This window comes from Exiguobacterium sp. s166 (assembly GCF_018618855.1).
Lineage (GTDB): Bacteria > Bacillota > Bacilli > Exiguobacteriales > Exiguobacteriaceae > Exiguobacterium_A.
Genome location: NZ_JACSMU010000002.1, coordinates 88,410 through 102,380, shown reverse-complemented (window position 1 = coordinate 102,380; position 13,971 = coordinate 88,410). Strand labels below are relative to the sequence as shown.

General features: G+C 44.0%; 18 protein-coding genes. 10 read left to right on the top strand and 8 right to left on the bottom strand.

The features are described from left to right. The first annotated feature begins 109 nt into the window (after window positions 1-109). From KNP93_RS04960 to KNP93_RS04950, 3 genes are all read left to right on the top strand, one after another. Complete coding sequence (locus tag KNP93_RS04960) at window positions 110-505, top strand: RrF2 family transcriptional regulator (RefSeq protein WP_012370109.1); 396 nt, start codon at window positions 110-112, stop codon at window positions 503-505. 232 nt (window positions 506-737) lie between these two features. Beyond that, on the top strand, window positions 738-1,148 hold the full coding sequence (locus KNP93_RS04955) for a hypothetical protein (RefSeq protein WP_131502881.1): 411 nt from the start codon (window positions 738-740) through the stop codon (window positions 1,146-1,148). A gap of 139 nt (window positions 1,149-1,287) precedes the next feature. Then, entirely contained in the window at window positions 1,288-1,677 is a 390-nt protein-coding gene (locus tag KNP93_RS04950; RefSeq protein ID WP_012370111.1) for a thiol-disulfide oxidoreductase DCC family protein, read from the top strand. 84 nt (window positions 1,678-1,761) lie between these two features. Here KNP93_RS04950 and KNP93_RS04945 read toward each other — a convergent pair whose 3' ends face one another. From KNP93_RS04945 to KNP93_RS04920, 6 genes are all read right to left on the bottom strand, one after another. Further along, window positions 1,762-2,907, bottom strand: coding sequence for a DUF3238 domain-containing protein (locus KNP93_RS04945; RefSeq protein ID WP_214853670.1), 1,146 nt, complete (start codon window positions 2,905-2,907; stop codon window positions 1,762-1,764). Between the two features lie 141 nt (window positions 2,908-3,048). After that, window positions 3,049-3,930, bottom strand: a complete 882-nt coding sequence (locus KNP93_RS04940; protein ID WP_012370113.1) for a manganese catalase — start codon at window positions 3,928-3,930, stop codon at window positions 3,049-3,051. A 141-nt stretch (window positions 3,931-4,071) separates the two neighbouring features. Continuing rightward, a complete protein-coding gene (locus tag KNP93_RS04935) occupies window positions 4,072-4,617 on the bottom strand; it encodes a cysteine hydrolase family protein (RefSeq protein ID WP_214853668.1) in 546 nt (181 codons plus the stop codon). A gap of 15 nt (window positions 4,618-4,632) precedes the next feature. Beyond that, on the bottom strand, window positions 4,633-4,938 hold the full coding sequence (locus KNP93_RS04930; RefSeq protein WP_012370115.1) for a hypothetical protein: 306 nt from the start codon (window positions 4,936-4,938) through the stop codon (window positions 4,633-4,635). A 31-nt stretch (window positions 4,939-4,969) separates the two neighbouring features. Beyond that, window positions 4,970-7,303 (bottom strand): sensor histidine kinase, encoded by a 2,334-nt coding sequence (locus tag KNP93_RS04925; protein WP_214853666.1) that lies wholly within the window; start codon window positions 7,301-7,303, stop codon window positions 4,970-4,972. A gap of 177 nt (window positions 7,304-7,480) precedes the next feature. Beyond that, window positions 7,481-7,774, bottom strand: a complete 294-nt coding sequence (locus KNP93_RS04920) for a hypothetical protein (protein ID WP_214853663.1) — start codon at window positions 7,772-7,774, stop codon at window positions 7,481-7,483. Window positions 7,775-7,945: 171 nt separating this feature from the next. Between KNP93_RS04920 and KNP93_RS04915 the strand changes: the two genes are divergently transcribed. Both KNP93_RS04915 and KNP93_RS04910 read left to right on the top strand, forming a co-directional pair. Next, window positions 7,946-8,338, top strand: coding sequence for an RrF2 family transcriptional regulator (locus tag KNP93_RS04915; protein ID WP_214853661.1), 393 nt, complete (start codon window positions 7,946-7,948; stop codon window positions 8,336-8,338). A 214-nt stretch (window positions 8,339-8,552) separates the two neighbouring features. Then, window positions 8,553-8,978, top strand: coding sequence for a hypothetical protein (locus KNP93_RS04910; RefSeq protein WP_131502875.1), 426 nt, complete (start codon window positions 8,553-8,555; stop codon window positions 8,976-8,978). A gap of 154 nt (window positions 8,979-9,132) precedes the next feature. On the opposite strand, the gene KNP93_RS04905 is transcribed toward KNP93_RS04910, so the two are convergent. Then, a complete protein-coding gene (locus KNP93_RS04905) occupies window positions 9,133-9,447 on the bottom strand; it encodes a hypothetical protein (RefSeq protein ID WP_214853660.1) in 315 nt (104 codons plus the stop codon). A gap of 121 nt (window positions 9,448-9,568) precedes the next feature. Between KNP93_RS04905 and KNP93_RS04900 the strand changes: the two genes are divergently transcribed. The 4 genes from KNP93_RS04900 (at window position 9,569) to KNP93_RS04885 (ending at window position 12,254) form a co-directional block, all read left to right on the top strand. Next, window positions 9,569-10,312: a nuclease-related domain-containing protein gene (locus tag KNP93_RS04900; protein ID WP_251138671.1), complete on the top strand. Its 744-nt coding sequence runs from the start codon at window positions 9,569-9,571 to the stop codon at window positions 10,310-10,312. A 27-nt stretch (window positions 10,313-10,339) separates the two neighbouring features. After that, window positions 10,340-10,648: a hypothetical protein gene (locus tag KNP93_RS04895; protein ID WP_214853658.1), complete on the top strand. Its 309-nt coding sequence runs from the start codon at window positions 10,340-10,342 to the stop codon at window positions 10,646-10,648. A gap of 80 nt (window positions 10,649-10,728) precedes the next feature. Next, window positions 10,729-11,151, top strand: a complete 423-nt coding sequence (locus KNP93_RS04890; protein WP_012370122.1) for a MarR family winged helix-turn-helix transcriptional regulator — start codon at window positions 10,729-10,731, stop codon at window positions 11,149-11,151. Window positions 11,152-11,225: 74 nt separating this feature from the next. Beyond that, window positions 11,226-12,254 carry a YhgE/Pip domain-containing protein gene (locus tag KNP93_RS04885; protein ID WP_214853656.1) on the top strand — a complete coding sequence of 343 codons (1,029 nt, stop codon included), beginning with the start codon at window positions 11,226-11,228 and terminating at the stop codon, window positions 12,252-12,254. Window positions 12,255-12,298: 44 nt separating this feature from the next. Here the strand turns inward: KNP93_RS04885 and KNP93_RS04880 are convergent, their stop codons facing one another. Next, window positions 12,299-12,940, bottom strand: a complete 642-nt coding sequence (locus tag KNP93_RS04880) for an SDR family oxidoreductase (RefSeq protein ID WP_214853654.1) — start codon at window positions 12,938-12,940, stop codon at window positions 12,299-12,301. A 204-nt stretch (window positions 12,941-13,144) separates the two neighbouring features. Here KNP93_RS04880 and KNP93_RS04875 point away from each other — a divergent pair, with 204 nt between their 5' ends. Then, window positions 13,145-13,966, top strand: coding sequence for a transporter substrate-binding domain-containing protein (locus KNP93_RS04875; protein WP_214853653.1), 822 nt, complete (start codon window positions 13,145-13,147; stop codon window positions 13,964-13,966). The last annotated feature ends 5 nt before the right edge of the window (window positions 13,967-13,971 follow it).

Here is a 13,971-nt window from a genome sequence, read left to right as displayed (position 1 = left end):
AAATATTCTATATTTGATAAATAATATGTGCAACTGCACGGAAATTATTACGATCGACACACTCGTATTTGTCTGCTTAGAACGGCAAGAACTCAAGAAGGTGAAAAGAATGAAAATGACACGTTCGACGGATTATGCGATTCGCGTCCTGTTGTATGCGACGTTGAATCCGAACCGGCTTGTTCAAATCCAGGAAGTGGCGGATCATTATGCCATCTCAAAAAATCATTTGATGAAGATTGTCCATGCGTTAAGCAAGTTTGGTTTAATCACGTCTTATCAAGGGCGCAACGGCGGGTTTAAACTGGCCAAGGCACCAAATGAAATTACATTAGGGCAAGTCGTAGCTCTGTTTGAAGAAGTTTCCTATCTAAAAGAAGTATTGCCAACCAATGAAAAAGAGACGCTTAAGAACACACGTCAGGCCTTTGATGAAGCATTCCTTTTGTTTGCGAACGCCTTACAAGCCTACACACTGGAAGACTTGACGAAAGTAAAAGTATGATGCAACAGGAAAGTACGGTTTTCCTTTTTCCTACGGGTGAGAGGAAAACCGTGTTTCGTTGCTTGCGATTCGGCTTGGAAAGTCTCGTTATGTTAAAATAAAAAAGTTAAGTGATGTGAAATGACTACGATTAAAACATACTTATTTTACACATGTTTAAGTGTCAACCACGTCCTAAAAATGAAGGTCTTCGGTGCGTTTGTCGTATCGAAGTGAGAAGAGAGGTTTCTTTATGTCTGAGATAAGTATTGATCGTATCATTCGATTTATTCAGGAATTAGTCAGTCCACCGTATTTTCTGACGACGCGATGGGGACATGGACAGGATATACATCTTGAAGTCCGGTATTTGGATATTTCGGATTGTCTTAAATCATCTCTTCTTCATGAAACGATTCACCTTTTGCACATGCATACGAGTGAAGAAGTAAGAGAACGTTTAAATGAAGAATTACTGGCAGTCGCGGCATATACAAAAATACATTCGGAACTGCTGTTTGCGCTCTGTTTTATCAACGAGACACCGGTACGGATAAAATTGCTTCAAAATGAAGCTGTCGCTTGCCAAGCCGTCATCAGGACAGAAGGCGATTTAATGAACTTGCTTCGCATGGTGGATTCCCGCTGGATGAAATCCAATTAAACAGGCGGAAAACATGTATAAAAGTTATATGGATGAATACTTAGAAAAATAAGAAGTGAAAATGCAAGTGTGTTCGATTCATCTGATGTAGGATAGAAGAATAAGGAATCGAACCAATTGTCAGAGGGGGCACAGGAATATGAAACCAATCATCTTATTTGATGGAGAGTGTAATTTATGTGATACCAGTGTACAGTTCATCTTGAAGCGTGATCATGGCTACTATCAGTTTGCCTCGCTTCAAGGCATCAAAGGACAGGAACTTATTCAAAAACATCGTTTGCCTTCCGACCTGAACAGTGTGGTCGTCATTGAAGAGGGAATACCTTACGTTAAATCAGATGCAGCACTTCAGATTACGAAGCATTTGAATGGGGCGTGGCCGCTCGCATCCATCTTCCGTGTTTTACCGCGTGCGGCAAGAGATCTCGCATATGATTTCATTGCAAAACACCGTCACAAATGGTTCGGGCAGAAACAACAATGCCTGTTGCCTTCAAAAGAAACCCGGGCACGGTTCCACGAGTAAGGCCGGGTTCGATTGTCAATAAAAAAACCAGACGATTTTCGAGAATTAGCTTCCCGGAATCGTCTGGTTTTTTAGAGTCGAATCTCAACGAGCTTCCATGAACAGCCAGTGACAACTTGGTAAAGAATCCGCCAAGAAACTGAGTCCTAAATCATGAGTTTGGTGAACAGGTATAAAGGTATTTGACTCCGTTTGCAGGTAAATCTCGTGATGCGGAGAGCGAAGGTGGGTTCCGCTCAAACGCCATCGTTCCCGCTCAAATGCTGTATGGACTGTGTAGTTGATGTCGGGGGCAATGACCAGCGGATTTCCGACAGAATGATACACCGTGAATTGTAGCGAATGCTGTTTTTTTGCGATATTCTCCAAATAAACCTCTCGTGTCGAAGCAACGTCCTCACTTCGGAGACGTCCAGTCGAGGTCAAAGAACGTGTTGGATTGGCCTTTTTATCAAGGAGGACGTGAGCATTGTCCGTTAAAGATGTCATGGCGATTTCTGTTAACGTCCGGTATTCCGATGCATGAGGATCATAGGTACGGTCGTCTCCTTCAAAGTAAATATGAGGAGACAGCAGATTCGGATTTTTTAAAATCGGTGGAGCAATGAACGTCAGGATTCGCAGGCGTGCCCGTATAGTTTCTTCAGCTACAGAATCAATGTCACGTCCAAATGGATGAAGCCGAACATAAAAAATGAAAGATTCAAACTCCCGTTCACGGTCAGGTTCGCGTTTTAGCGTGTTCAACAGTTTAAGTGCGCCTTCCATGACAGAAGAAAGCGGCGTGTTTTCTTGAGAGGCTGGACGTAGGGCACGGATTTCATAGCGGGCAGAGACGTCTTGAGGTGATGCTTCATACCATTCATGTTCTGCCGTCTCCCCAAGCCGCTTCCCGTCTCGAAAGACACTGTATGATTCTACATCCGGGATTGCTCCCCATCTGATTAAGAGTTCTTGGTCAGAGCGAATGATGATGGTGGATTTTTGATTCCAAAACAACTGTCCTTCATCCAGAACAAGTGCTGTATCAATGGTCAGGAATTCTTCTCCAGTCTCTAGTTCATACTGGACGGGAGCGAGGGGGACGAGATTCGAATCAACATACTGTTGAACTGCTCCGGTTACAAGTGTCGTACCATCGCGAGTCAGTTGGACCGAGTCATTTGTCTGCCATGAAAGGTGCAAGTCTTGACCAAGCTGTTTCACGGTAATGTCTTTAACGGATTGCATAACGTCGTCCTCCTAAAGATTAGGTGATAGGGATTAAAACAAATCTGTGAAAAAGACTTAAAAAGTTACGAAACCCTCTCTTCTCGGTAGAAGAGAGGGCAAATGGTTGCTTACTTGGATTTAAGATGGGTTGCGTGTATGTTATTCCTTGTCCTTTAAAATGTGTTTTACGGTATCTGTAATTCCTCTTTTTTGTTGCGGCTCGTTTAAATCATGATGCAGATTGTGGGCCGGAATTTCGGGATCCGGTATTTGGCCTTGGGGTGCAGGGTTTTCCAGGTGAACGAATTCTCCGGTCCCATCCTGCGCACTTCCCTGGGACCAGCGACCTTCTTTTGAAGCTGTTCCTTCCGAGAGATCCCAAAATTCATAAGCGTGGGGCTGTGCCTCCAATTCATCCTCCGGAGCAAATGTCGCAGGTACGACGATTCCATTCTTTTCTTCCAATTCTTCAATTGCAGCCAGCCATTGGTATTGGTGATATCGATCACGTGCCAGCATTTTCCGGAGGGTCGCCTTAACTCCTTCATCGTTTGTCATATGATAGAGGCGTGCGACTTGAAGACGCCCTTGTGACTCGGCATGCAGATTGGAACGCATATCTGCTAACAAGTTGCCGCTTGCGACGATGTAAGAACCGTTCCACGGAACACCGTTTGAGTTGGAAGGCAGCCCTCCAAGCCCGCTGACGAGCAGGTGTTGTGGATTCATGCCTCCTAAAATAGCCGCAATCGCCGGATCCTTGGCCGCTTCTGCCTGATCATCAGGTGAGGCTCCATCAAGTAACTGTGAAATCAAGGAACAGAGCATTTCGACATGTCCGATTTCTTCCGTTCCGATGTCCATCAACATATCTTTGTATTTCTCATTTCCACGGCAATTGAATCCTTGGAATAAATACTGCATCATGACGGTCATTTCCCCAAATTGTCCGCCTAATACTTCCTGCACAGACCGTGCCAACTTCGGATCTGGACGGTCGACTTTCACCTCGAACTGTAGTTCCTTTTGATGTCTGAACATGAACGATTCCTCCCTTGGATTAAAAACATGTATAAACTTTACATGATACATATACCTGTTTTGGAAAAACAAAAACCAATCGGGAAGGATTGTCATTGAAATGTAATGTTTTGGAATGCAGAAAAGCCTTTCCATTCTTTTTTAATCGAACGATACCGTCGTACTGTCAGAACAATCGATGGATAACGTGGTGTGCAAAATTTCCAATGCGTGGTTTTTTGCCTCGGTTGTTTCAGCGGCAGTACAGTCTTGTGGCACCCAAATCTCGTATTCCCGCATATAGGCGTCATTTGCTGTAAACAAAATACACATATCGGTCGTGATTCCGGTAATGATTAGACGTGACACGTCGAGGTGTTTTAGCAAAATATCCAATTGTGTGCCAAAAAAACCGGAGTGTTTGGGTTTGATGATGAAATAATCATCCTGTTGCGGATGGAGGGCTTGGACGAACGGATCGCCCAGTCCACCGCGACATTCTTCAACGATTTGATCGACGTTTTCCTGCCACAGACCAAAATTATCATTCACATAAATGACAGGAATATCATACGATTTACATATATGTTTAAGTTCGACTAATGGAGTTAAAATCGGACGAGTTTCGGCAAGTAAATCTTCCGCACCATCAAAATCCATTTTGTTAATGATATCGACGATCAATAGGGCGGTTCCTGTTTTTTTCATACGCCAATCGACTCCTTATAAAAAAGTGACGAGATAATGATAAGGGGAATAAAGCTGCGCTTTTGAAATGAATATCTCTGTGGGATCCTCGGATTCCTTATTTCCTCGGATATCGATGAGGCACCGGAAAATGGTGTCCTCGATTTCCGAAATGAACTCAGGATATTGATACAGAGCATGACCCAGCTGCCGCCGGACGTGATCTTCAATTAATATGATGGCCGGCGAGGTTTCTTTTAAAATCATTCCGGAAAAAGAACTGACATGGTCGTGAAAGTTCCGATTCAGGTAATCAATGATGCGATCTAACTCGTAATCCATACGTATACACTTCCTCTATCTTCAAATCAGCTCATTTTAGTTCTATTTCCGTCTGTTGCCGGATGGGCAACCGGACCAGAAAATCGGTACCGGTACCTAATTCGGAAGAAACAGAAATCTGGCCTTGATGGGCTTCGACAATTTCTTTACAGATCAGCAGTCCGAGTCCGGTTCCTTTAATCTGCTTATGCTCTTGACGCTCTACACGGTAAAACGAATCAAACAGGTGAGGCAGATCTTCTTGTGGAATTCCAAGACCGTTATCGCTGATAGTCAGCACAACTTCTTCCTCACTGCAGTCCAGCAGAACATCGACTTGCGGATCCGACGGTGAGTACTTGATGGCATTTCCTAGCAGATTCGTTAGCAGTTGCCGGATTTTTTCACGGTCAGCTTCAATCAGGCAAGTCATGTGCGTCGTATCAAACTTGACCTGATGGGACGGGATCGAGATATTCATCCAGTCCGCCACTTCCTGTACCAAAGCCGAGATATCAAAGGACTCAAACAGATACACTTCCTTTTGGCGGCTCAGGCGTTGATAGTCTAAAAAGGCAGTGACCAGTTTACCTAAACGTTGTGCTTCACTGTGGACGGTCTTTAAATATTTTAATTGTTTATCGTTTGATAAACTCCGGTGGATCATCAGTTCGCTAAATCCTTCAATCGAAGCGAGCGGTGTCCGGAGCTCATGCGAAATCATCGAGATAAAGGCATGTTCGTTTTGAATCGCTTCCACTTCAGCTGTCCGCTCACTTAATACAAAAATGATGCCCTTCTTGTCCGGAAGAAATTCCGTATAAAGTCGAATATGACGATTTCCATTAACTTCAAAGTCTTGTGCCTCCATAGCATGGCCACTTGCCAAATGAAGTTTTAATTGCGTCACATAATCGATCAGCTGTTCTTCAACGATGAATACCCGGCGGAAAATATCCAGGATGGATTCAAACTCATGCAACGAATCCGGCAAATCATGTAACTCGGGAAACATCGTCACGAGTGTTCCGTTATGGATGAGTCGGGAGTCCGGGAAATTGACGTAGATGACAGCTTCACGCAGACTCTCCAAAATCCGTTGTACGTCCTGTTTGTCTTCGTTTAACGTCCGCATGTGTTCCATGCGTAATATTCCGAGCGAAAGAATATCACTCAATGCCGATAGTTTCTTATAAGCATCTCCGGCTGGATCCTCAAACGTCAACAAGGCAAACGGTTCCGGTTCACGGGAATTCAGCAACGGAACGATACGGACGATGGAATGCCGGCTTTTCCTGACAGGACGGGGAGACCGGTAAATGATTTCCTCCTGACTCGTAAGCATCGTTAATTTTAATTCGGATAATCCGAAAGAATGGGCGAGATCTTGCAGTAATCCATTCAGACACGAAAGCGAATTATATTCGAGTAAGCGGCGTGCAAAATCAGTCTGTAACTGTAACTGAGTTTCCGTCCGTTGTTTTTCCTGCAGACTATTGAAAAGTTCCCGATTGCGGTGTGACAATTGGTGATTGACCGCCTGAGTCTCCGATTGCTGAAAAGCAAGCATCGTCATCATATTACGCATGGCCTTTCCCAGAACACCAATCTCATCCTGTCGTTTAATTACTGGGACAGCGGAAAAAGTGTACGGATTTTTCGTTTGTTTGACTAAACGGACGAGATCATCCGTCAATCGTTGCATAAACCGGAATGTCCAACTGTTCAGTAGGAAAAAGACTGCAATGAGAACTGTCAGTGTACCCCACAGCGTTGTCCGCATCTGATCAGCCAGCTTCTGCTGCGCTTGTTTTTCCTGCGAATGAACGGAAGAAATGTACTGATCGGCTGCCTGGCGGTTTTTTGAAAAAAAATACATCGTATCCAGGGAAGCACGTTCTGTTCCGCTTGAAGTCGATTGTAACGGGACGTCCAGGTCTGCATCCTTTAGCATCCGTCGCATGGCGGTATCGTCCGTATAGCGAGAAGATTGCGGATGTTTTGTCAAAGGGATCAGGATTTTTTCGTAATAGTCGATCAATGTTGACGATGTTTGCAGATAAGAGTTAGTCTCTTCGGACGGATAATCGTGTCCCAAACGCTCGAGCTCACGTTTTGTCCGCGTTAAATCACTGGACAATCTTGGAACAGCCGGGGTTTTTAATAATAATGCTTCTTGAATTTCAATATTCGTTTCCTGCAAGTCATTCCAAATTTGACGCGCTGCAGTTTTTTGATTCGTGAGGCGTAACAGCATGGCATTATTTTGTTCGAGTTGTTGAATGGAATAAAAGTATGCACCAGTCGTGATGCACACTAAAATCAAAAAATTCAATATAAGTAGACCTGAAAAGGTTCGGGTGATTTTACGAGACAGCCACTTCATCATAACCTCTTTCTACAGTGAGCAGGAGAGACATGCGATTCATGTCCCGCATGAAGATCACTGTTTAAATAACATACTATGATTATACATGTTATAGGGAGGTTTTGACCTGATTCATTAACTGAACGTCAGTCAAAATTTTTGACTGACAGAAACAAAGACGCAAAAGACAGGAGTTTATTTTTTTAACTGACGGATCGGTCCGACTAATTCATCCAGCGATTCAAATCTTTTCAAGAAAAACTGAAAATTAGACAAATGTCGGACGCCTCGAATGAAAATCCGTTTCTCGAGCGTCGGCAAAAACAATAAGTATTCAATATCCATGATCCGCTCTTCTGAAAAATCCAGTTGGAAAATAGAGATTTTAGCTGAACTAGCCGTCAAATAGGTCGAATCAATGCGGTACCGTTCTTTCGAAAATTGTTTTTCAATAAATGTTAAAAATTCCGAAACGCTTAAAAATTTCATCTGCCAGACCTCCTTCCAAAAACGTTCTGCATATATCCAATATTTCCTGTACATGTTTTCGGGAAACATCTTTCATAAAAAAAATCGACATATTCCGAAACGCTTAAAACTATATCTTGTATCTTTTTTTCTGTACTATAAACGGTATAGAGAGCAAAGTAGGTGAAAATAATGAAAATGACTCGTTCCACGGATTACGCGATTCGAGTACTATTGTTTACGACTCTTCACCCAACTCGACTCGTTCAAATTCAAGAAGTCGCCGACTATTACGATATCTCGAAAAATCATTTGATGAAGATTGTTCATGCACTAAGCAAATTCGGACTCATCACCTCCTATCAAGGACGTAATGGCGGTTTTAAGCTGGCGAAAGATCCGTCAGAGATTACATTAGGTGAAATCGTACAACTTTTTGAAAAAGTCTCGTATCTTGAAAGTTTTCCTGAAATCCATGAAGATGAAAATCTGGAAAATATGAAAGAAGCGTTTGATTATGCGTTTCTCCAATTTTCGGAAGCGTTAAAAGCATATTCGTTACAAGATTTGATTCAGGTGAATTAAAAGAGTAAAAGAAAAGTGGTTTAAAACACGTTGCAGATTGGTAAAATTCTGTAGCGTGTTTTTTTATTGAAAAAGGAGACAAAATCCCATCTTAAAACCGGTAAATGGTATACTTGATTTCGGATGAAAACAGGGAACTAAAGTGGTTTCTTTCGTTCGATGTCCTCATCCGCAATAATCATAACTTGAATTCTGTCAGAAAGGAGTTTCCAGAATGGCTGAAATCACCATTGACACATTCACATCCGTTATTAAGACCATAATCAGACCTCCCTTATTTCTTGTCGAGAAGAAAGAGCAGTCTGAAAACATAACGATTGAGATTCGATACGCACAGTTGCGGTCTACAACCAAAGCTCAATTGTTAGAACCCCTTGTCCGTTTGTTCGAGGAAGAGGCGACGGATGAAGCAAGGGAAGTGTTAACGAAGGAATTGATTCATTTAGCTGCACATACACTACACCATTCGAATCATCTTTTAACCGCTTGTTTGACGAAAGAAACAAACTCAAATCGTCATCATGCTTATTTGTATATTAATGGAAAAGAAGTACTACACCGAATTATGACGGATGAGAAAGATATCCTGCCGTTTGTTCGCCAGATCGATCAATTGATTCAGAAATTTGAATCAGACTAACTCTGAATAAAAATGGCGGAAGCCATTTTATATATAAGAATTATATTAGGAAACTGAGATGTTCACCAATTTCCTAAGACTTTCTTGACCACGTACAGTGAACATTGAAACAGGCAAGCCTTCCGAAAAAACGGAGGACTTGCCTGTTGTTCGTTTAACGGTTATCAGACGAATGCTCTTTGATTGCATCGACATATTGTTTCGCTTCGAGTAACGGATAACCCAGTGTTTCCCGGACAAGTTTAACGGCATCCACTGTTTGATGATCCTCTAGAAGTTGGCGGATTTGTTCATTGAGTACGGTATGACTGCTTGCCGCATCCGTCATCCCGAGGTGTTCCTGAATCCGGGTCAGTTCGCGCAGGAGCTGTTGTTGCATGACCCGTTGTTTTGCAAGTTGTTGCGAGACGGATTGCCAAAACAGGATCAAGAAGATCAAAGGCAACCAAACCGATAAAAATAAGTCCATATATAGAAACCTCCTTTTGTTTACCGTATCATACTAAAAATGATGTAACAATTAGTGGAAATTGAAAAGAATACCGTTTATTCTGAAATAGTGGAAAATTAAGGATTTAAAAAAGAGAGGAATGAAAAGTGTGGAAGATTTGTTAACGGCGTTGATTCCGACGTTACTTCTTACGGGGAGCGTTCTGTTGGCCGGATTTGCCGTCACGCTCGGAAGTTTATTTTACTTCCGCAGACGTTCGTTTGAAAACAGTACATATAAGCAGGTCACACAGGAACGGTTTCTGAAGGCTGTTCGCGATAAAGGCGTTTGGGGAGAATATTTAACGACCCGACAACTTGAAAAAGTCGGCGGATACGGGAAATTTGTTATTAATACATACGTCCCGAAAGCGCGGGGAAAAGGATTGACGGAAATCGATGTTACGTTCATTCATGAGAGCGGCATCTATGTACTTGAGTCGAAAAATTACAGCGGCTGGATTTTCGGAAAAGAAGCGGACCGGCAATGGACGCAGATGTTTAAAAACCGCTACAAACAAAAATTTTATAATCCGATCAAACAAAATGAACAACATCTGAAGAGCATGGAACGATTTTTAGAAGGGACGGTCGGAGAAGAAGTGTTCCAGTCGGTCATCGTCTTCAGTGAACGTTGTGAACTTAAAAAAATTACGATCGACTCGAGCCACGTCCATGTCATTAAGCGGAACGACTTACGGCGGACGATCAAGAAACTGGCGACTGTCAATCGTTTGAATCCAGCGCAGGTCGATGCTGTCTATGAACAACTCAAGCAACAATCGCAGGTTGAACAAGAAATCAAGGATGCCCATATCGAATCGGTTAAATCGTTTACGTCTTAAATTAAACAATCAGAAGGAAGTGGAAACATGGCCATTCATAAAAAGCCGATTGATTACATTGATATTCCTGCTCCGCAACATAGTGAAGGCGCCTATTACCGGGTCGTCTACGGGGATGTCGACTGGGAGGAAAATGAAAAATTTCATCGGGCGATCTACGTGTTAATGGGATACGGGGAAAAAATCACGTATCGCCGAGTCGCGCATATTTTAACGACACCGAATCATCCGAATGATTTGTCGGACTTTGATAAGGTGATGGCTGCGATGACCCGATTGAAAGAGCGGAATTCTGTCTATAACGATAAAAAGAGAGAAAATCAGACATCTGTTTGACAATCCACCGGTTCCGGCATATAGTAAATAAGTTCGATTAATAAGTAGTGCAACTATTATTCCGAAAGTGGGGAGTCTTCATGAAAGAAGCGGATTGGTCACTTGGTATGCAATTGTCACGAAGCTATCTGTCTTTTAAACGGGCGGCCACGAAACGGATGGAACAACATGGTTTGACACCGGAACAATTTTCAGTGTTGAGTGAGCTGCATAAGCAGGAAGGCATCTCGCAAAAACAGCTCGCCTTGACAACTGAGCGGGATCAGACGACGGTCGGAAAAATCCTCGACAAGCTGGTCAAGAAGGGGCTTGTCATTCGTTCGGCGGATCCGAGAGACCGGAGAGCCTTCATTTTGTTGACGACGAAAGAAGGTATCCAAACGATTCAGCTACTCGAACCGACGCTCGATGAACTCCAGCAGCAGGCATTTTCCGGTCTGTCGAAAAAAGAGATTAAACAATTCATCAAGACACTCGAGACCATTTACAAAAATGTGACGTAAGTGGTTTCTCTTTTTGAACTGATAGTTGCACATGCTATTATAAGTAATGCATATATAAAAGGAGAGCGGATTACATGAAGAGTTTTAAAGAAGTATGGTCGATTACACAAACGAAAGTCGGGTTAATGTTTGCCTTGATTGTTCCGGTCTTGTTCCTTGTCGTTTGGATGACCGGTTACCACGGGGCGACGGACCGGTTGGATCAGTTACGGGTCGCTGTCGTCAAAGATGCGACGACGGAAGGACTATATCAAAACCTCAAAGCTGATAGTCCGTTTACCGTCAAAGCCGTTTCGTCCGAAACGGAAGGTCTGAAACAACTCGATGCCGGAAACGTCGAGATGGTGCTTGCTGCCGATTTGACCGGTCAAAAACAGATGACGTTTCACGTCAACCAGGCAAATGCCGAGTTCGCGAACGGTATTCTAAAACAGGCGACAGCTGAAATCGCGCAAGGGGTAAACGGTCAGCCGGCTATTCGTTCGGACATCATCATCGAGCATGAAGTGTCCGATTTCTCGATGTCGATGTTGCCGTTGTTACTGGGCTTCGTGATTTATATTGCTGTCATGACGATGGGAATTCAATTTAATCTCGTGACACAAATTCTCCAAAAACGTTTTTCAAAATGGTCACTCTTTTGGAGTAAACAACTGTTGCACGGAATCGTCCTGCTGGTTGTTCCGCTCGTCATGGTATCGCTTGCGTTTGCCTTTGCCGAGATTGAGACATCCTTCTTGAAAGTATGGGCGTTCCAACTGTTGCTGACAGCAACGTGTATCAGCGTCACGCAGATGAACTTCACGATTTTTGGTCCGATTGCACCGCTTGTGAACGTTGCTTTGATTCCGTTTCAACTCATGACGGCGGGAAATATCGTTCCGTCTTCGATGCTGGCCCCGTTTTACCAAACGATTGGTCATTATCTGCCGGTTCCGAATGCCGTCGGTGGCTTGACCCGGTTGCTGTATTTTGACGGTGATATCTCGACCTACCTCTTACGACTGGTGGTTATTATGCTCGTGACGCTTGCTGTTACACTGATTTTGACAGCGGTTCGCCGGGAACAGGCACATGTTGTCGAGGTCAAACAGGCTTCCTGAAACAAAAAAACGAGCTAATCCAATCGGATCAGCTCGTTTTTTAGTTAAGCAAACAATTCAGCAATCGCTGTGTCACCCGTTAGCAACGGAATCGTTTGGTGGTACGCCGACTGTTGGCCGATCGAGGCGACGACGACACGGGCGACGTCTTCCCGGGAAATCGTTGTTTCGTCCGTTGAAGTCGGATCTGCTGTGACCGCACCTGTACCCGCCTCATCTGTCAAACCGCCCGGACGCAGAATCGTATAGGCAAGTGAACTTTCACGCAACAGACGATCAGCGTAATGTTTCGCGACGTAATACGGTTTCATGCTGTCGGACCACGTTTCCGGCGAGTCGGCATTTAAGGCGCTGACCATGATGAATTGGCTCGCTTGAATTCCTTCTGCTGCCGCAATCGATTTTGCCGCTCCGTCAAGATCAATCAAAATGGTTTTGTCCGCACCGGTGTGACCGCCGGATCCGGCTGTAAAGATGACGATGTCACTGCCTTGGATTGCATCTTGAATCGATGCGACATCGTGCTCTAAATCGAGAGCGACCGGTGTTGCCCCGAGAGATTCAAAATCGGCATACTGTTCCTTTGAACGTAATCCGACGCGGACGTCGTGACTCGATCCGCTTAATTGTTTCGCTACCTGACGACCGACTTTTCCGTTTGCTCCAATAATGAATACGTTACTCATCTTCCATTCCTCCCATTCGTTGATTCGTTCTTTGTCAGTATGGAAGAAAGTACGTGTATACTGCAATCAAGAGGGCTTGGCAAGAGAACATCGCCGCTTTTTGACGAAATAATCAAAAAATTGTTGGAACCGTTAGAACAATATGATACTGTTTTGAGTATTATACAAAAACATAGCGTCAGACAGAGAGAGGAAGCGGACAGAGTGAATAAACGAGAATTGGCACTTGGAGGAAGTCTGTTGCTTTCCGGTCTCATGATAGCGACACGATTAAAGAATGCGACGGGTTCATTCAGCGTCGGTAAACAAAATGTCTTCACAACAAAAAAGATTGTCGTCGGAACGACCGGAGATTATAAACCGTTTACGTACCTGAACCGTCAGACCAACCAATATGAAGGGTTCGATATTGATGTCATCTGCTCGTTTGCGGAAGTCGCCGGACTCGAAGTCGAATTCGTCCCGACGACATGGGGAACACTGACCCGTGATCTACGTGCCGGGAAATTTCATATGGTCGTCGGTGGCGTCACGAAAAACATCGAACGCGAAATCGTCGGCGACTTTACGAAAAGCTACCTGTCGTTTCAAAAGACGCCGCTTGTCCGGGCGACGGACCTCGATCTGTTAACATCGATTGAAGCCATCAACCAGCCTGATGTGACAATCGGCTTAAATCCGGGAGGAACAAATGAACAGTTCGTCCGGCAGACGTTTGATCAGGCCCGTATCGTCATGTATGCCGATAACCTGACCATCCCGGCAGCAGTCGCGACCGGCGAGGTCGATGTCATGATTACGGATACGGTTGAAGCGATTTATTATGCATCACTGGATACGCGGCTAGTGGCTCCGAAAATCACTGAAAAGTGGATTCCGGCTGAAAAAAGTTATCTCATTCAGGATCGACAGACAGAAGTCCTAGATGTCATGAATCTATGGATGAATTCCTATGAAGGACAGGAACGGATTCGAGCCTTAAAAGAAAAGTGGTGTGTGGCTTCGGTCGTACACGACGCGGTATAAAGGAT